Consider the following 18,368-nt stretch of genomic DNA (forward strand, 5'->3'; position numbering starts at 1 on the left):
CCGGTACCGATGCCCCGAGACGGCACGGACGTTCGCGGGGAGCCTCGGCAACCGCGGGGCGGGGGCCGACCCCGTATGCCGCCGCCCCGCGGCTGCCGGACATCGGCACACGGCGAACCACCCTCCGGTGCACCGGCGTTCGCTTCTCCGTCGGCCCGGGGCCGGGTCTTCACGGTGCCGCCGTCCGGCCGGAGGCCGGGCCGTGCGGCGTCCCGTTCGTACGGCGTCCCGTTCGCACGGCGCTCCGTTCGTGCGGTGTCCCGTTCGTGCGATCGCAAGGCGGAGGATCATCCTCGTACGGGTGCCGGGCAGCCCCTCACCGGCGTCCGCACGGGGAAGAATTCCGCGCTGCCCGGGTGCCCGGGAAGGCAGCGTCCTTGCCCCGTGCCCAGGACTTTGAGGCCTACTGCGCACCGGGGCGGCGCGGCGAGACTGAGCGGCGAACGGATGGCCACCCGAAGGAGCGAGCATGCCGTCGTACCTCACCCCCGGTGTATACGTGGAGGAGGTGCAGTCCGGAGCCCGGCCCATCGAGGGAGTCGGCACCGCGGTCGCCGCCTTCGTCGGTTTCGCGGCGGCGGGCCCCTTCCACCGGCCGACCCTGGTGACCAGTTGGGACCAGTACGTCCAGACCTTCGGCACCTTCGCGCCCGACACGTACCTGACGCTCGCGGTCCACGGCTATTTCGCCAACGGCGGTGGCGCGGCCTACATCGTGCGTGTCGGCGGCCCCGCGCAGGACGCGGCGCCGGGCGCCGCGGCCGCGGCGCCGTCCGTCGCCCTCGGCGGGTTCCAGGTCTCCGTACGGCCCGGCGCGCGTGGCGACCTCTCCGTGGAGATCGCCGACGCGGAGGGCGAGAACCCTCCGGAGGACCGGTTCCGGCTCCTGGTGCGACAGGGCGGCAAGGTGGTGGAGACCTACGACGTCTCGACCCGCAAGAGCGTCAAGGGATATCTGGTCACCCAGGCCCGTCAGTCCAAGCTCATCGAGGTCGGCGAGCAGCCCGGCACGCCCCAGAGCCGCCCGGAGAACCAGGTCCTCCCCCTGGCGCCCGCCGCCCCGGAGGCCGGTGCCGTGCGCGTCGACCCGGCCGAGTTCATCGGGGACGCCTCGGAGCGCACGGGGATCTCGGGCCTTGAGGCGATCGACGAGATCACCATGGTCGCCGTTCCCGACCTGATGCGGGCCCACCAGCGCGGTGACATCGACGCCGACGGCGTCAAGTCCGTCCAGTCGGCGCTGATCTCGCACTGCGAGCAGATGGGCGACCGGGTCGCCGTGCTGGACACCCCGCCGGGCATGACCGCGCAGCGCGTCCGTACCTGGCGCAACGACGACGCCGGATTCGATTCGCGCTACGCGACCGTGTACTACCCCTGGATCACGGTCTTCGACCCGGCGGCCGGCCACAACTGCCTGGTTCCGCCGAGTGGTCATGTCGCCGGGGTCTGGGCGCGCAGCGACGGCGAGCGCGGCGTGCACAAGGCACCCGCCAACGAGGTGATCCGCGGGGCTCTCGACCTGGAGATCCGTCTCAGCAAGGGCGAGCAGGACCTGCTGAACCCGATCGGCGTCAACTGCGTGCGGGCCTTTCCCGGGCGCGGCATCCGGATCTGGGGAGCCCGTACGCTGTCGTCCGACCCGGCCTGGCGCTACCTCAATGTGCGTCGCCTCTTCAACTACCTGGAGGAGTCGATCCTCCTGGGCACCCAGTGGGTGGTGTTCGAGCCGAACGACGACCGGCTGTGGTCGAGCATCCGCCGCAATGTGACCGCCTTCCTCACGGAGGAATGGCGCCGGGGAGCGCTCTTCGGCCGCACGGCCGAGGAGGCGTTCTACGTCAAGTGCGACCGCGACAACAACCCGCAGGAGTCGATCGACCTCGGCCAGGTCGTGTGCGAGATCGGCGTGGCGCCGGTGAAGCCCGCGGAGTTCGTCGTCTTCCGCCTCTCGCAGTTCTCCGACAGCACCAGCCTCGTCAACGAGTGACCCCGCGGGGTCCGCAAACGGAACAGGTGACACAGAGCCATGGCAGAGGGCGACGCTCTTTCCACCCACGTCTTCGGCGTGCAGCTCGGCGGCTATCTCGTCGAGTCGATCCAGGAGGTCAGCGGTCTGACCGTCGAGGAGGAAGTCGTCGAGGTCCGTCAGGTGACCGCCGAGGGCAAGCAGATCATCCGCAAGCAGCCCGGCGCACGCCAGGCGGGTGAGGTGACGATCACCCGCGGGATCGACAAGAGCAGCGAGTTCACGAACTGGATCAAGGAAACCCTCAACAAGGGTGCCGTCGACGCCGCGCGCCAGAACCTCACCATCGAGATCAAGGACTCGAAGGGCGACACGGTCCGGCGCATCCAGCTCATGCAGGGCTGGGCCAGCAAGTGGGAGGGTCCGTCGTTGAAGGCCGGCGAGTCCAGCGCCGCCACCGAGACGGTCACCATCACCTTCGAGGAGATCGTGGTCGAATGAGGCGCAGGACCGTCACGTCGGGTACGTCGGGCGGGCTCGACGAAGCCCTCGACGCCCTCGCGCCCGCCCCGCCCGCCGCACGCGACGAGGCTGCCCCGCCGCCCGCGGCGCGGGAGCGGGACCGGCAGGACCTGCGCACGGAGTTCGATTTCGAGCTGCCGCGCGGCTACGTCGACGACGAGGGCCAGGTGCACCGGCAGGGCTCGATGCGGCTGGCGACCGCACGGGACGAGCTGCGCCCGCAGATCGATCTGCGGGTGAAGGAGAACCCGGCGTACCTGAGCGTGGTGCTGCTGAGCCAGGTGATCACCCGGCTCGGCTCCATCACCGATGTGCACGCCGGGGTCGTCGAGCGGATGTACGCCACGGACGTGGCGTTCCTCCAGGACTTCTACCGGCGGATCAACAGCGAGGGGCACACGCACGCCGCGGTGACGTGCCCGTTGTGCCACGGATCGTTCGAGGTGGACCTCTCGGGTGGGCGCCTGGGGGAATCGTGACGTACGCGCTTCCCCGCCTGCGGGAGGAGATCGCGTACGTCGCCTACCACTTCCATTGGCAGCGTGAGGACATTCTCGACCTCACCCACGGCGAACGTCAGCAGTGGGTCCGGGAGATAGCGCGGATCAACACCCGCGTCAACGAAGGCGGGTGATCGTGTGGGGTTCGGCGACTGGTTCCGGCGCGCGGACCGGCCCGGGAGCGATACGGCCCCCCGTGACGGGGACGGTGCCGGGCACTCTCCCGGGCCGGAGGCGGCTCCGGGCGGCGGCCCGGCCGATCGGCGGGGCGGCGACTGGGACGGCGGCTGGCGGCAGGTGGCGCCTCCGACGGTGACCGTCGCCCGGTCGTCGATCGGGGTGAGCGACGGGCTCCGGTTCAGGTCCGGTCTCGCCTCCTGGCAGGACGTCGCGTTCGGCGGCGAACTCGGTCATGCCGTGCTGCCGTCCGCACCGGTGGGTCTCATCCACGGCGTCACCCGGCCGGGGAGCGCGCGCTCGGTGTCGTCCGGAGGACCGCTGCTCCTGCGTGCCGCCCGGACCGGTGCGGACGGGGAACCGGTGGCCGCGACGGAGCCGGCACCCGTGGTGGCGGGTGGCGCGGGCCGGCGCGGTACGACGGGACGGGGACCGGCGACCGTCCAGCGGTCGAGCGCCTCGGCGCCTCCCGCTCCCTCCCGTCGCGATGGGCCGGGGCGGACGGCCGGGGACGGGGGCACGACCGCTCCGCAAGCCGCCGCGGGGACGGGCCCGGCGAACGGGCCCGCGCCGACGGCCGGTCCGGAACCGGCGCCCGGTCCGACCGCCTCACCGGCGGCCCGGCGTTCCACGGACGCCGCGCGGTCAACGGCCGGACAGCGACAGGCGGGCCCCGCGGTGGTGCGCCCCCGGCGGACCGCTCCGCCGCTGATCGTCGCCCGGCGGCCGGCGATGCCGCTGCGGCAGATCACCGGCATCCGGCCGGTCGCCTCGTCCGCACCGCCCGCCGTCGAAACCCGCGCCGCCTCTGCCTCCGCCTCTGCGCGGCCCCTGTCCGATCCGCCGGACGCCTCCGGCCGGGAGGTACCCGCCGTTCCACCGGGCACCGCACCACCACCGGACCGCGCCCCCGCCCCTCCCGCCACCACGCCGGTGCGGCCCGCCCTGGGCAAGCCGCTGCGGGAACTGCCCCCCGGGGCCGTGCCGTCCGGCCCGCCGACGGGCGACGTGTCCGTACCGTCCGGTTCGGCGGGGCGGCAGGAGCCGGGCCTGCCCGTGCTGCAACGTCGGGCATCGCAGACTCCGGCCTCCCCGGTGCCCCCGGGTGCGCCCGGAGCGACGACGGAATCGGCGCGTCGGCAGTCGGCACCGCGCACCGGGCGCCAGGAGCCGCCCCGGACACCCCGGTCGACCCCGCCCGTCCCGGCGGTCCCGGCGGCCCCGGCGGCCCCGGCGGCCCCGGCAACTCCGGCAGCTCCGGCACAGACACCAGCACCGGCATCGATACAGGCATCACAGGCATCGGCGTCCGGAGCGGAACGGGTCCGGCGCCCCGGCGGGCACGACGCTGCCCGGCCCCCGGGCAGCCCCGGTTCCCCGCCGCCCCCGCCCCCGCCGCCGCGGCCCGACGGGGCCGGTGCACGCACGCGTCCCCCGAGCGGAATCGGCGCGCCCCTCCCCTCGCTCCCGTCGACGGCCGAGCTCCGGGGCGACGCCCCGTTGCTCGGCGACCGGCATCAGACGCGCCCGGCAACCACGGCTTCCGGCCAGGACACGCCGTCGGCACGGGAACCCGCGAAGCCTCCGCTGTCCGCACCGGTCAAGCCCGCGCGAACAGCGGCGCCGGAGACGCCCTCCGGAATGCCGGTGCGCTCGCTCCCCGCGCCCGAACGGCCCGCCGCTGCCGGGCCGGACGTCCCGGCCGTCCAGCGCGCGGTGGACACCGCGTCCACGCGTCCGCATACGCCCGCCGTCCCCGTGTCCTCCTCCCCGACCGGGCCGGTGCGTGTCCGGAGGATCGCCCCGGCGGGGGGCACCGGACCCGCGTCCGGACCCGCCGAAGGGGGGCGGGCACCCGCCGTCCGGCGGTCCCGGGACCTGCTGCCGCGCAGGGGCCTTGAGGTGAGTACCGGCTCCGCCGAGGGCTTCTCGGCGCCCGTGGCATCCACCGGCGGCGCGGCCCGGCCGGTCGTGGCAGCGACCTGGCGCCGTGACGTAGCGCCGTCGGTGCCCGATGCGCCGCGGGGACGTGACGGTGTGCCGCCCGCGGGGCTCCGGACGTCGGCGGGTGCGGCACCCCGGGACACGGGGCCGTACCCGCCCGGCCGCCCCGCCGAACCCGCGCCTTCGCACCGGCCCCGTGCGAGCGGCCGGGCGTCCGGGACCGCGGGACCGGCACCCCGAGCGCAGACGCCCGAGGGGCGAACGTCGCGGGGACCGCTGCCCGGCGGCGTCGTTCAGCGCCTCGTGCGGGGCGAACCCGGGCCCGGCGGTACCGGGCCCGGCACCGGCGGGATGTCCGCGGGAAGGAGGGCTCCGGGTGGTCCCGGCGACGTCCCGGCTTCCGGCAGTGCGGCGAGGACCGCCGCCGGGAACGCCCGGGCGGGCCGCGCGCAGACCGTCGGCGGCTCCCTGCTGCGGCTCGTGCGGCGTTCGGCCGGTGCTGGACGGGCCGTTCCGCCGTCCCGTCCCGTCGTCCGCCCGGCGGAGCCGGGACCCGCGCCGGGGCGCCCGGTCGCCCTCCCCGGTCCGCCGTCCCCGACGCCGGGCCCCGCGCCCGACGCCCCGTACGTCTCCCCGTCCCCCGTCGTGGGGTCGGTGTCCGCCGTCCCGGGGTCCGGGCCGTCCGCCGCTCCCCCGGTTCCGGTCGTACGCCCGCATCCGCCCGCGGGATTCCGGCCGGAGTCGGCCGCCGTATCCGTGCAGCGGACGGCGATGCCCGTGGTGCCCGACTCCGTCGGCCCCGTGGCGACCGGCCCGGCGGACGGGAACGGTGTTGCCCCCACCGGGCCGCAGGCCCTCTCGGTGCGCGTCCCGCGGCCTCCGCGTCCCGCCCCCGCCCCGGCCGCCCGGACCGGCGAGTCGGACGGCACGGCCCGAACGGTGCAGCGCGCGGCGGCCCGTGCCGGAATCACCGGTGTGCCGGTGCGGGCGGCGCCGGTGAAACCCTCCGAATCCCCGGGCCGGGCCGCGCCGCCCGCCCCGGCGGCCGCGGCCCGGGTGACCGCGGCGGACATCGAGGAACTGGCACGTCGTCTGCTCGATCCGGTGAGCCGGCTGATCCGCGCCGACATGCGCCGGGGCCGGGAGCGCGCCGGACGGCTGTACGACGGTCGCCGCTGACAACGATCCCGCCCGGCGAGGCACTCGGAAACGGCAGGGAAGAAGAAGAGAACATGACGGACAACATCTTCGCAACGAGTGTGTTCTTCAAGCTGGTGATCGGCGGCAGTGACCTGGGGGCCTTCCACACCTGTTCGGGACTGGGCGCCGAGGTGGAACTGGAACAGTACGCCGAGGGCGGCAACAACGGCTTCACCTGGCAATTGCCGGGGCGGATCACCTGGACCAACATCACACTGACCCGCCCGGTCACCGCCGACACCCTCAAGATCACACGGTGGCTGAACGACACGATCCAGCGCGTCGAGCGCAAGGACGGGGAGATCGTCGCACTCCGTCCCGACCTCAGCCGCATCATCAGCTGGCAGGTGCAGGGCATCGTGCCGGTGCGCTGGGAGGGGCCGTCCTTCGACCCCGCCAGCTCCCAACCCGCGATCGAGACTCTGGAGATCGCGCACGAGGGCCTGGAGCCCTCCTGACGAACCGTCAATCGACTTTCGGAGACCGTCGATCCCGCGAGAGAGCAGAACCGGAAGGAGGAACACGATGTCACCCGCTGCCCGCACGAGTCGTGCTCGCGCCCAGCTGACCATCATGGAGCCGCCGGCGGACGTCGGGGCCAAACCGGGCGGGAACCTCGCCCAGCTCACCCTGCAGTTCAACCCCGCGCAGCTGTCGTTGAACAAGAGCACCGAGTGGCGGCGCACACCGTCCCGGATGGCCGAGCAGTCGGCGCTGCCGGAGTTCGTGGGCAGCGGGCCCCGGACGCTGTCCATGGAGGTCTTCCTCGACGCCACGGCCACCCACGACAACTCGGTGGAGAAGGCGGTGGAACAGCTGATGCTGGCATGCGCGCCCTCCCCGAACAGCCTGGCCCGCAAGACTCCCGCCAGTCCCTGGGTGCGCTTCGACTGGGGTACCTCGCAGACGACCTCGTTCGACGGTGTGATGTCCAGTCTGTCCATCTCGTACACGCTGTTCGACATCGACGGAAAGCCGCTGCGCGCCACCTGCTCCCTGTCGATCGAGGAGGCCGGCAGCGAGACCCTCCTCCAGAACCCGACGTCGGGCTCGCAGGAGGCGCGGCGGACCCACCGGGTCGTCGTCGGTGACAGCCTGCCGCTGCTCGCCTGGCGGGAGTACGGCGATGCCACCGCGTGGCGCACGATCGCGCACGCCAACGACATCGACGACCCGATGCAGTTGGTCCCCGGCAGGGAGCTGGTCGTGCCCGGACCGGACGAACACGCCGCGGGGGGTGTCCGGTGACCGGCTCCGGACGTTCCTTCGCCGCGGATCCCATCGTCGAGGCCCCCGGTGAGCTGCCTCCCGTATGGGCGACCCAGCTGGTGAGCTGCGTGGTCGACGAGAACGTCGGTTTGCCGGACACCGCCGTGCTGATGTACCGGGATCCCGATCACAAACTGCTCACCGCCACCGGGCTCACCATCGGCACCCCGCTGAAGATCTCCGTGGTCACGGTGCGGGAGCGGGCGCGCGAGCGGTTGTTCACCGGCGAGGTCACGGCCGTCGAGCTCGACAGCGACACCACCGGTTCGTTCACCGTCGTCCGGGCCTTCTCCAGGGCCCACCGGCTCCAGCGCGGACGGAAGGTGGTGGCCTACCGCAACATGAGGACCGCGGACATCGTCCGCAAGGTCGCCGCGGGCGCCGGGCTCGCCTGCGGGCGGATCGAGGCCGCGCCCGTCACGTACAGGCAACTCACCCAGCCCAACGTCTCCGACTGGGAGTTCCTCCAGTACCTCGCGGCGGAGAGCGGTGCGCACGTGCGGGTGGACGACCAGGGCCTGCTGCAGTTCGTGAAGCCGAAGCCCGCCGCCTCGGCGCCTTCGCCGACCACCTCCGCCACCCGGCACCCGATGGTCCTGGAGTACGGACGCAACCTGCTGGCCCTGCGCGCCGTGCTGACCGGGGCGGACGGGGCGGACCACGTGGAGGTGCGCGGCTGGAGCGTCGAGACCAAGAAGCGTCTGGTGGCCCGCGAGCAGTCGGTCCGCAGCGACGCCGTGTCCCCGGGGATGAGCCCGTCGACGGCGGCCGGGGCGTTCGGCACCGGCGCCCTGTTGACGGTGGCCGACACCCCGTACCGGGCCCAGGCGGAGGCGACGGCAGTGGCCGGTTCGGTGGCCGCCTCGGTGAGTTCCGGGTTCGGGGAGATCGAGGCGGTCGCCGAGGGGAATCCCCATCTGCGGGCGGGCGAGCCGGTGGCCCTCGGGAACGTCGGACCCGCGTTCTCCGGCCGTTATACGGCGACCGCGGCGCACCACGTCCTGGAACCGAACGGCGGCTACCGCACGACCGTGCTGGTGAGCGCGGCGCCCGATCGTTCCCTGGCGGGAATGACCACGGGGTCGAACGCGCCCTCGCGGGGCCCGCGCATGCCGGGCCTCGCGATCGGTGTGGTCACCGACATCCGTGAGGGCAAGGACGAACGGGGCTGGGTCCGGCTGAAGTTCCCCTGGCTCGACGACACCTACGTGACGGACTGGGTCCGTACCGTCCAGTGGGGCGGTCAGGGCGGCGGCGGGGTGTTCAGCCCCGAGGTCAACGACGAGGTGCTGGTCGGATTCGAGCAGGGTCTGCTCGACAGTCCGTATGTGCTGGGCGGCCTCTACAACGGGGTCGACAAGCCCTCGCCCCACGGCGTGCCGCTGGTCGACCCGACCAGCGGCAGGGTCAACCGCCGTTCCCTGGTCTCCCGTTCCGGGCACCGGCTGGAACTGCTGGACAGCCCGCGCGGGACGTCGGGCGTCCGGCTGGCAAGTGGCGACAAGCGGCTCGACGTGACGTTGGACGAGCGTCGGGACGAGATCGCGCTGAAGGTGTTCGCTCCCGGCGGCACCCGGGTGCTGAGCTCCGTGACCCTCTCCGCGTCCGGCATCACGCTCGACGCCGGTACCGGCGAGGTGAACGTGAAGGGACGCTCGGTGACCGTCAACGGCAAGGCCGGGGTGACCGTGGACGGCGGACTGCTCGCAGTCCTCAAGGCAAGACTCATCCGGATCAACTGACCTCCCACGCCGCCGGTGCGGCGGCCGAAGGCGCTTTCGCAGCAAGGAGAAAAGCCACCATGCCCCCTGCAGCCCGCACGGGCGACACCACCGTTCACGGCGGTCTCCCGGCCGCTCCGTCACCGGGCGCCCCGGCGGCCGCCACCGCGAGGACCGGGGGCCCGGTGTGAGCGGCGGATTCATCGGACGCGGCTGGGGCTTCCCGCTGCGGGTCGGACCCACGGGCGGCATCGGCATGGTCGAGCGGGACCAGGAGATCGAGGAGGCGATCGGGCTGATCCTCGGCACGGCCCCGGGCGAGCGGCCGATGCGCCCGGAGTTCGGCTGCGGCATTCACGACTACGTCTTCGCGCCCGGTGACGGCGCCACCGCCGGACGGATCGCGCAGGAGGTCCGTACGTCGCTGGAGCGCTGGGAGCCGCGCATCGAGGTGACCGACGTGGTGATCGCGTTCGACGCCGTCGAGGAGGGCACCCTGTACATCGACGTGCACTACACCGTGCGGGCCACCAACGACCGGCGCAACCTGGTCTTCCCCTTCTACACCATCCCGTCCTCGGAGGGCCCCGACGGCTCCCGGGGCTTCGACGGCTCCCGGGAAGCGGGGGTGCGCTGATGGCCCTGCCCTCGCCCAACCTGGACGACCGGCGCTTCCAGCAACTCGTCGACGAGGCCAAGCGGTACGTCCAGCGGCGCACCCCCGAGTGGACCGACCACAACGTGTCGGACCCCGGGGTCACGCTCATCGAGACCTTCGCGTACATGGTCGACCAACTGCTGTACCGGCTGAACCGGGTGCCGGACAAGAACTACTCGGCCTTTCTCGACCTGCTGGGCGTCACGCTGTTCCCGCCGACGGCCGCGCGGGCGGAGGTCGACTTCTGGCTGTCCGCGCCCCAGCCGGAGACCGTGCTGCTCCCGGCGGGCACGGAGGTCGCGACCTCGCGCGGCGAGGTCGAGGAGGCTGTGGTGTTCTCGACCTCCGAGGATCTCCCGATCGTGCCGAGTTCGCTGGTCCGGCTGGTGACCGCGCCGGTGTCGGGGGAACAGACGGACCGTACCGCCCCGCTCGGCGCCGGTCAGGACATCGCCTGCTTCCAGGCCCGGCCCGAGCCGGGCGACGCGGTGCTGTTCGGGCTGCCCACCGCCGTCCCCCGGTGCGTCGTCGCCGTGCGTCTGGACAGCCGTGTGGAGGGCGTGGGCGTCGACCCGCGGCAGCCGCCGCTGGTGTGGGAGGCGTGGGACGGTGCGCGTTGGGTGACGTGCCGGACCGGCACCGACAGCACCGGCGGGCTGAACAGGCCCGGTGAGGTGACCGTGTTCGTCCCCGCCGGACACACCGTGTCGGTGGCCGCGGGAACCCGGGCGGGGTGGCTGCGCTGCCGGGTCACCGCGCCCGAGCCGGGCCAGCCGTTCTACTCCGAGTCGCCGACGATCCGGGAGGCCGAGGTGTTCACCGTCGGCGGCACCGCGGACGTCGAACACGCGGAGACCGTCCTCGACCTTCCGCTCGGTGTCTCCGAGGGCGTCGCCGGGCAGCGGTTCTCCGTGAACAGGGTGCCACTGCTGCTGGACGGGGAACCGCCGGTCGTCGAGGTGTCCTCCGCCGACGGCTGGCAGGTGTGGACGGCCGTGGAGCACTTCGGCTCCTCCCGGCCGGACGACCAGCATGTGAGGATCGACGCGGTCTCCGGCGAGTTCGCGTTCCCGCCCGAGGTGCGCGAGCCGGACGGGACGATGCGCGCCTGCGGCGCCGTGCCCGAGAAGGGCGCGCAGCTCCGGATCCCCCGCTGCCGGACGGGCGGCGGGGCCGCCGGGAACGTCGCCCGGGGCGCCATCGACGTGCTGCGCAGCTCGGTGCCGTACGTGGCGAGTGTCAACAACCGCGAGGCGGCCCGGGGCGGGGTCGACGGCGAGACGGTGGAGAACGCCAAGGTGCGGGCGCCCAACATCCTGCGGGTGCAGGAGCGGGCGGTCACCGCCGCGGACCACGAGGTCATCGCCCACGAGGCCGCTCCCTCCCTGCGCAGGGTCCGTTGTCTGCCCGCCGCCGCGGGCGAGGCCGGTGCTGTGCGGATCCTGGTGGTGCCCGACGCGGTTCCCGACGAGGGCGGCCTCCTGCGGTTCGAGCAGCTGATCCCGCCGGACTCGGTGCTCTCGGCGGTCGCGGCGCGGCTCGACGAACGGCGTCTGGTCGGAACCCGGTTGGTGGTGGAACCGCCCGCGTACCAGGGCGTGACCGTGGTGGCCAGGCTGGTGGCGGGCGGTGGCGACGTGGACCGGGTGCGTACGGAGGCGCTCGCGGCGCTGTTCCGCCGCATCGACCCGCTGCGGGGCGGGGCGGACGGAACGGGGTGGCCGTTCGGCAGACCTGTGCAGTACGGCGAGGTCTTCGCGGTGCTCCAGGGCGTGCCGGGGGTGGGTCTGGTGGAAGAGGTGAGGCTGTTCCCGGCGGACCCGATCACCGGTCGGCGGGGGCCGGCTCAGGAGCGGATCGACGTCGCCCCGGGCGCCCTGGTCTTCTCGCACCAGCACCAGGTGGTGGTCACCGCGGGCGGGGCCGGTGACGCCTCATGACCAGGGCCGCGGTTCCGGGGCTTCCCAGCCGCTATCCGATCGGTGGGCTGCTGCCCGCGCTGTACGCGGACGACGATCTCGCCCAGCGGTTCACGGCGGGTCTCGACACCGTCCTGGCGCCCGTCCTGTCCACCCTGGACAACCTTCCCGCCTATTTCGATCCGGCGCTGGCCCCTGCCGATTTCCTGCCCTGGCTGGCGTCCTGGGTGGGTACCGGCCTGGACCCGGCGCTGCCCGAGGAGCTGCGGCGGGCCGTCGTCGCCCGCGCCGTCGAACTGCACCGGTGGCGCGGCACCCGCCGGGGGCTGGTCGACCATCTCCGGCTGTGCTTCGACGTCCACGCCGACATCCGGGACGGCGGCGGCGTCGCGTGGTCGTCGGAGCCGGGCACCGGTCTGCCCCCGGCGCCGACCGGTGAACTGCTGGTGCGGGTCTGGCCCGCGCACGAGCGGCCGGTGGACGCGAACCGTGTCCGGGACGTCGTCGCGGCCTCGTGTCCCGTACACCTCACGTGCCGGGTGGAGATCCTGCCGGGCCCGCCGCAAGAGACAGGAGGCTGACGCGATGCGCTCGTGTCCGGCGTGCGGTGCGCCCAACCGCGAGGACGACGAATTCTGCGGGAACTGCGGTTCCTACCTGGGCTGGTTCTCCCGGCCGTCGCACTCTCCCACCGGTACGGAACCCGACGCCCCGGCCGCGCCCGCCGGTCCCGCGGCGCCCGCGCGACCGGCGGGCGCGTCGGAGCCGGCCAGCGGGCCCGAATCCGGCACCGCGGCCGGGCCCGCGACCGGCGCCGTCCCGGCGACGACGGATCCGGGAGCCGGGGCCCGTCCGGCCCCGCACCCCGAGCCCGCGCCGGAACCCCCGGGCTCCGGCGCGGCGGAAACCGCCGGGCCGCCGCCCGTGCTGCCGGTACCCGCCCCTCAGCCGCCCCGACCGGCACGGCCCGAGCCCGTACGGCCCGGGCCCGCGGAGGAGGAAGCGCCCGTGGGCGCCGTTCAGCCCGCCGCGCCGATCGCCCGGCGTCCCGTCGTCAGGCCCGTGGAGGCCGACGAGGAACCCGACGGGCCGCCCTGCCCGGCGTGCGGCACCCCGAACCTGCCGGACCGCCGGTTCTGCCGTCGCTGTGCCGCGCCGCTGCAGGCCCGCGAGGGGCCGAAGCCACTGCCCTGGTGGCGCACGGTGTGGCCGTTCCGCCGCCGGGTGCGGGGCGGCGGAACGGGCCGGGTGCTGCGGCGGACCCTGCTGGTGCTGGTGATCGTCGGGCTGCTGTTCGTCGGCTATCTGCTCCTGCCCGCCGGGCGCCTGCTCATCGAGGATGTGCGGGACAAGAAGGGCGGAACCGAGGGGATCGGTCCGGTGAAGGCCACCGCGAGTTCCGCGGCCCCCGGCCATCCGGCGACCGAGGCCATCGACGGGGTGACCAACACGTACTGGGGGGCGCCCGCGCTCGGCGCGTCGCTGACGTGCTCCTTCGACAAGCCGTTCCGGCTGGTGGGCGTCACCGTGTACACCGGGGTGTCGAAGGATCCCCAGGAATTCCGGCAGGGCGCGCGGCCCACCCGGGCGGACATGATCGTCACCACGGCGGACGGCGACGTCCACACGAGGGAGCTGACGTTCACCGACAAACCCGAACCGCACACCGTGCGGTTGGGCATCAGCGATGTCGTCTCCGTGAGGTTCGTCCTGACGGCGGCGGCCGGACAGGGCGGGGGACGGCCCATCGCGGTCGCGGACGTCGAGTTCTTCAAGCGCACCTGACACCGGGCACCGGCCGGAGGCGAGCCATGGCCGAGTGCCCTCGGTACGTGCTCAGTCCCCCGCCCGTACCGGCCGGGTGGAGGCGCGGGGCAGCAGCTTGGCCGGGACGAGACGGTGCTCGGGCCCGGTTCCGGCCTCCGGAGGCCGCCGTATCACGTCGATCAGCAGTTCGGCCGCCTGCCTGCCGATCTCCTCGGGGGCAAGGTCGAGCGCGGTGAGCGCGGGACGGGCACTGCGCGCGAACTCCCCGTCGGCGCCCACCACGATCTGCACGTCGCCGGGAACCCCCAGCCCGAGTTCGCGGCAGACCGCGAGGGTGGCGAAGCCGAACTTCTCCATCACGACGTAGAGGGCGTCGGGCCGGTCGGGCCGGGTGAGCAGACGGTGCGCGGCGGCGGTGGAGTCGGTTCCGGACTCGGCACGGTCCATGAGCACGGGGCGGCCGGTGCGCCCGCACCAGTCGCGGTACGTGCTCGCCGCGTCCTCGTCGTAGGACTGGCCGGTCGAGCCGGTGAGCAGCCCGATGCGGCGGGCGCCGGTGGCGGCGAGGTGTTCGAGGGCCGCGACGGCGCAGGTGGACAGTTCGTTGTCGACCCAGGGGAAGGCGTCCTTGCGGGACAGGTCGCGGCCGGTGGTGACGACGGGGACGCCCATGCCGGCGAGGCGGCCCAGCAGCGGGTCCTCGGTCAGCGGGTCGATGACGATCGTGCCGTCCAGCGGCAACGACTCGAAGGGGCGCCCGTCCAGCGACGGCGGGACGAGCACGAGGGAGTAGTCGTGCGCCATCGCCGTCCAGGTCGCCGCGTTCACGATCTTGACGAAGTACTCGATGTCCGTGATACCGCCCTCGACGGCGGTACGGTGGGTCAGGCCGAGCAGTCCGGTGCGGGCGCCGCGCAGCCCGCGCGCGTTGGGGTTTGCGCGGTAGCCGATCTCCGCGGCGACGGCGAGAACCCGCTCGCGGGTCGCGGCGCCGACCCGCCCCACCCCGTTGAGCGCGTGCGAGGCCGTGGTGACGGAGACACCGGCCCGGCGGGCCACCTCGCGCAGCCCGCCGCCTCCCTTGGCCACGCCCGGCGCGCGGGAGGCGGAGCGTGCTCCCCGCGGGGCTGCGTGGCCGGTCGGCTCTGTGACGTCTGACATGACGGTGAGCTTACCGGTTGACTGCCAAAACGTTTAGGCAGTACCGTCCGCTACGTTGCCAAAACGTTTGGGCACCGCCTCCGCGCTGTACTGCCGGGGCGCGCCCCTGCGGGCCGCCACCCCTCGCACACCGTCGTGCACCCCTCGTTCCGGCCACGCCGGACCTCCTTGTACACCAGTCGTCCCGCCCCCTGGGGCCGGGACGCGAGTCCGCAAAGGACGCCTGCCGACCATGGCCGAGGCCACCACCACCGCCCCGCCCGGATCCACCGGACCCGTCCCGTCCGACGCGTCCGCCGCCTCCCCCGTGTCCGTCTTCACGGTCGAGCAGCGCGGCATCGACGCCGTACCCGCCGAGGAGCGCCAGGGCGGGCCGAGCCGGCTGCTGGGCCTGTGGGCCGGCACCAACACCACCGTCTTCACGGTCGTCTACGGGGCGCTCGTCGTCTCCTTCGGCCTGTCCTTCTGGTACGCGGTCGCACTGATCGTCGTCGGCAACATGCTGGGCTTCGCCGTCACCGGTCTGACCAGCCTCCAGGGTCCGCGCACCGGCACCTCCACGCACTCCGTCTCCCGGGCCGCCTTCGGTCCGCGCGGAGGACGTCTCCCGGCACTGCTGAGCTGGGTGATGCTCGTCGGCTTCGAGGCGGGCGGCATGGTGCTGATCGTGCTCGCGGGCCTGGCCCTGCTCGACCAGGCCGGCGTCGCCACCGGTACACCGGTGAAGCTGTTGGTCATCGCCGTCGCGGCGGGTCTCCAGATGCTCCTGCCGCTGTCCGGCTACCACCTGATCATGAAGGTGCAGAAGCACTTCGCCTGGATCTTCGCCGCGATGTTCGCGGTGATGGCGTTCCTCGTCGTGCCCGAGGCCGACTTCGGCACCCACGGCGAGGCCCCGTCCCTGGTGACCGTCTCCCTGGTCCTCGCCATGGTCACCGCCTCGGGCGGCCTGTCCTGGGCCGACATGGGGAGCGACTACTCCCGGTACCTGCCCGCGGACTCCGCGCCCCGCAAGGTGTTCGCGTGCGCCGCGCTCGGCGGCATGGTGCCCAACATCCTGTTGCAGATCCTGGGCGCCGCCGTCGCCACCGCGACCACCAACGCCGCCGACCCCATCTCCGGTCTGCCGGAGATCCTGCCCGGCTGGTTCATCACCCCGTACCTGCTGCTCGCGATCGTGTCGCTGCTCGCCGTGAACACCACGGACATGTACTCCTCGGGCCTGAACCTGCTCGCCGTGGGCCTGCCCATCAAGCGCTGGATGGTCGTCTTCATCGACCTGTCGCTGTGCACGGCCATCACCCTGTGGGCGGTGTTCTCCGCCGACTTCTACACCCTGCTCTCGAACTTCCTGAGCCTGATCGTGCTGTGGCTCGGCCCGTGGGCCGCCGTCTACCTCACCGACTGGGCGCTGCGCCGGGGCCGCTACGACGTGCCGTCGCTCTTCCCCGAGGAGACCGGCCGCAAGGGCGTCTACTGGCACCGGGGCGGGGTCCGTCCGGCCGGTCTGATCGCCGTGCTGCTCGGCTTCGCCGCCGCCGTCCTGTGGGTCAACTCCTCGGTGTTCGTCGGCCCGCTGTCCGACGCCGCCGGCGGTCTGGACCTCTCGGTGTTCGCGGGCGCCCTCGTCGCCGGGGTCGCGTACTGGCTGCTCGCCCGCCGTGCCGTCCGTGCCGAGGCCGCGCTCGCGCCCACCGCCTGATCCGCCGCCCTCCCCCTTCGTTTCCGTACCAGCTCTCCGTCCCGTACCAGCTTCTGGAGCCGAACCCTCATGAACCACCCCAGCCTCCGCGCACTCATCGACGCCTCCGAGGGTGTCGTCAAGGCCGACCGCGTCATCCGGGGCGGACAGCTCGTCAACGTCTGCACCGGTGAGATCTACCCCGCCGACGTGGCCATCACGGGCGACCGGATCGCCGCGACCGGTGACGTATCGGCGTACGAGGGCCCGGACACCGAGATCGTCGACGCGACCGGCAAGTACCTGACGCCGGGGCTCATCGACGGGCACCTGCATCTGGAGTGCTCGAAGCTGTCGGTGACGATGTTCGCCGACGCCGTCGCCCGGTACGGCACCACCTCGGTCGTCTCCGGGCTCGACCAGTTCCTCGTCGTCGCCGGGCTCGACGGGGTGCGCGAGGCGCTGCGCGAGGCCGACGCGAGCCCCATGAAAATCTTCTGGGGCGCGCCGTTCAAGACGCCGTACACCCTGCCCGAGACGACCGTCGGATTCTCCTTCGGGCCCGACGAGCACGCCGAGACGCAGCAGTGGGCGGAGTGCTTCGGTGTGTGGGAGACCGTCGCCGAGTTCGTCCTCAACCGTGACGAGAAGGTGCTGCGCGCCCTCGAACTCGCCCACCGCAACCGGCTGCCGATCTTCGGCTGCGCGCCCATGGCCGCGACGACCACGATCAACGCCCTGTCCGCAGCCGGTGTCCGGCTCGACCACGAGAGCTACACCGCCGAGGAGGCTCTGGAGAAGCTGCGCGCGGGCATGTCGCTGCTGATCCGCGAGTCGTCGGTGGCGCACTTCATGAACGAGAACGTGCGCACCGTCACCGAGTTCGGCGCCCAGTCGCGCCGCGTCGGTTTCTGCACCGACGACATGCACGTCGCCGACATCCTGCGCGAGGGGCACCTCGACAAGCTGGTCCGGATGGCGATCGCGGCCGGTGTGCGACCGGTCGAGGCGATCCAGATGGCCACACTCAACTGCGCGGAGATGTACCGCATCGACCACCTCGTCGGTTCAATCACGCCGGGCCGCTACGCGGACGTGCTGATCGTCGACTCCCCCGAGTCGTTCCAGGTGGAGCAGGTGTTCTCGCGCGGCAGGCTGGTCGCGCGGGACGGCCGGACGGTCACAGCGCCGAAGGCTCCCGAGCGTTCCGCCGCGCTCTCCCCCGCCTTCCGGGTCGCCCCGCTCGCCGAGGACTCGATCGGTGTCGCGGCCGACGGCGACGAGGCCCGCGTGCTGGTCGTCGAGATGGACCGCACCGTGCCGTTCGTACGCAAGGGCGTCGAGATGACGCTGCCGGTGGTGGACGGCGCGGTCCGCGCCGACATCGACCGGGACGCGCTGTACGTCACGGTCTCCGAGCGCTACGGGAAGACCGGCGGCGGCACGGTCACCGCGATGATCAACGGCTTCGGCCTGCGTTCCGGGGCGATCGCGTCCTCCGCCGCCCCCGACGACAACAACATCGTCTGCGTCGGCGCCGACCGCGCCGACATGGCCCTGGCCGTGAACCACCTCGCCGAGCGGGGCGGCGGCCAGGTCGTCGTGGACGGCGGCGAGATCAAGGAGTTCCTGCCGCTCCCGGTGGCCGGCATCGTCGCCGACCTCGTCCCGGAGGAGATGGCCGCGGCGGAGGACCGTCTGGAGGCCGCCGCCCGTGCGCTCGGCTGCGCGCTCCCGTCCGCCTTCGGTTACCTGATCTTCCTGGAGATCACCGCCATCCCCGAGTACGCCGTCACCGACCTGGGCGTCGTCAACTACCACACCCAGGACGTCGTCGACATCCTGAACCCCGCCGCCAACTGACTTCGTCCGCAGAGGAG

15 protein-coding genes and 1 pseudogene are annotated in these 18,368 nt (G+C 73.2%); 15 read left to right on the forward strand and 1 reads right to left on the reverse strand.

The annotated features are described in order from the left end of the window. Window positions 1-469: 469 nt before the first annotated feature. The 13 genes and pseudogenes from ACF1CT_RS17875 (at window position 470) to ACF1CT_RS17935 (ending at window position 13,664) form a co-directional block, all read left to right on the forward strand. Window positions 470-1,990 carry a phage tail sheath family protein gene (locus tag ACF1CT_RS17875; RefSeq protein WP_391784802.1) on the forward strand — a complete coding sequence of 507 codons (1,521 nt, stop codon included), beginning with the start codon at window positions 470-472 and terminating at the stop codon, window positions 1,988-1,990. Window positions 1,991-2,029: 39 nt separating this feature from the next. Next, window positions 2,030-2,470, forward strand: coding sequence for a phage tail protein (locus ACF1CT_RS17880; protein WP_073784156.1), 441 nt, complete (start codon window positions 2,030-2,032; stop codon window positions 2,468-2,470). Beyond that, entirely contained in the window at window positions 2,467-2,970 is a 504-nt protein-coding gene (locus ACF1CT_RS17885) for a hypothetical protein (protein WP_391784803.1), read from the forward strand. The genes ACF1CT_RS17880 and ACF1CT_RS17885 overlap by 4 nt, the downstream gene beginning before the upstream one ends. Beyond that, window positions 2,967-3,125 (forward strand): DUF6760 family protein, encoded by a 159-nt coding sequence (locus ACF1CT_RS17890; protein ID WP_003966147.1) that lies wholly within the window; start codon window positions 2,967-2,969, stop codon window positions 3,123-3,125. Before ACF1CT_RS17885 ends, ACF1CT_RS17890 begins: the two co-directional genes overlap by 4 nt. Window positions 3,126-5,889: 2,764 nt before the next feature. Further along, window positions 5,890-6,291 carry a hypothetical protein gene (locus ACF1CT_RS17895; protein ID WP_391784804.1) on the forward strand — a complete coding sequence of 134 codons (402 nt, stop codon included), beginning with the start codon at window positions 5,890-5,892 and terminating at the stop codon, window positions 6,289-6,291. Between the two features lie 53 nt (window positions 6,292-6,344). Then, a complete protein-coding gene (locus ACF1CT_RS17900) occupies window positions 6,345-6,770 on the forward strand; it encodes a phage tail protein (protein WP_391784805.1) in 426 nt (141 codons plus the stop codon). A 67-nt stretch (window positions 6,771-6,837) separates the two neighbouring features. Then, complete coding sequence (locus ACF1CT_RS17905; protein WP_391784806.1) at window positions 6,838-7,560, forward strand: peptidase M23; 723 nt, start codon at window positions 6,838-6,840, stop codon at window positions 7,558-7,560. Continuing rightward, the gene (locus tag ACF1CT_RS17910; protein WP_391784807.1) at window positions 7,557-9,323 is read left to right on the forward strand and encodes a VgrG-related protein; all 1,767 of its coding nucleotides are present in this window, start codon (window positions 7,557-7,559) and stop codon (window positions 9,321-9,323) included. Before ACF1CT_RS17905 ends, ACF1CT_RS17910 begins: the two co-directional genes overlap by 4 nt. A gap of 166 nt (window positions 9,324-9,489) precedes the next feature. After that, window positions 9,490-9,939, forward strand: a complete 450-nt coding sequence (locus ACF1CT_RS17915; RefSeq protein ID WP_391784808.1) for a GPW/gp25 family protein — start codon at window positions 9,490-9,492, stop codon at window positions 9,937-9,939. Continuing rightward, window positions 9,939-11,900, forward strand: a complete 1,962-nt coding sequence (locus ACF1CT_RS17920) for a putative baseplate assembly protein (RefSeq protein WP_391784809.1) — start codon at window positions 9,939-9,941, stop codon at window positions 11,898-11,900. Before ACF1CT_RS17915 ends, ACF1CT_RS17920 begins: the two co-directional genes overlap by 1 nt. Then, a complete protein-coding gene (locus ACF1CT_RS17925) occupies window positions 11,897-12,460 on the forward strand; it encodes a phage tail protein (RefSeq protein ID WP_391784810.1) in 564 nt (187 codons plus the stop codon). Before ACF1CT_RS17920 ends, ACF1CT_RS17925 begins: the two co-directional genes overlap by 4 nt. Before the next feature lie 4 nt (window positions 12,461-12,464). Then, a pseudogene (locus ACF1CT_RS17930) lies at window positions 12,465-12,530 on the forward strand (zinc ribbon domain-containing protein); the annotation flags it as partial. A 357-nt stretch (window positions 12,531-12,887) separates the two neighbouring features. Continuing rightward, on the forward strand, window positions 12,888-13,664 hold the full coding sequence (locus ACF1CT_RS17935) for an NADase-type glycan-binding domain-containing protein (protein WP_391785002.1): 777 nt from the start codon (window positions 12,888-12,890) through the stop codon (window positions 13,662-13,664). A gap of 51 nt (window positions 13,665-13,715) precedes the next feature. Here ACF1CT_RS17935 and ACF1CT_RS17940 read toward each other — a convergent pair whose 3' ends face one another. Next, a complete protein-coding gene (locus tag ACF1CT_RS17940) occupies window positions 13,716-14,807 on the reverse strand; it encodes a LacI family DNA-binding transcriptional regulator (RefSeq protein WP_391784811.1) in 1,092 nt (363 codons plus the stop codon). Between the two features lie 232 nt (window positions 14,808-15,039). On the opposite strand from ACF1CT_RS17940, the gene ACF1CT_RS17945 reads away from it, so the two are divergent. Next, window positions 15,040-16,509: a purine-cytosine permease family protein gene (locus tag ACF1CT_RS17945; RefSeq protein WP_391784812.1), complete on the forward strand. Its 1,470-nt coding sequence runs from the start codon at window positions 15,040-15,042 to the stop codon at window positions 16,507-16,509. 69 nt (window positions 16,510-16,578) lie between these two features. Further along, entirely contained in the window at window positions 16,579-18,351 is a 1,773-nt protein-coding gene (locus ACF1CT_RS17950; RefSeq protein ID WP_391784813.1) for an adenine deaminase C-terminal domain-containing protein, read from the forward strand. Window positions 18,352-18,368: the final 17 nt, after the last annotated feature.

Origin of the sequence: Streptomyces sp. NPDC014734 (assembly GCF_043083325.1) — a bacterium.
Classification (GTDB): domain Bacteria; phylum Actinomycetota; class Actinomycetes; order Streptomycetales; family Streptomycetaceae; genus Streptomyces.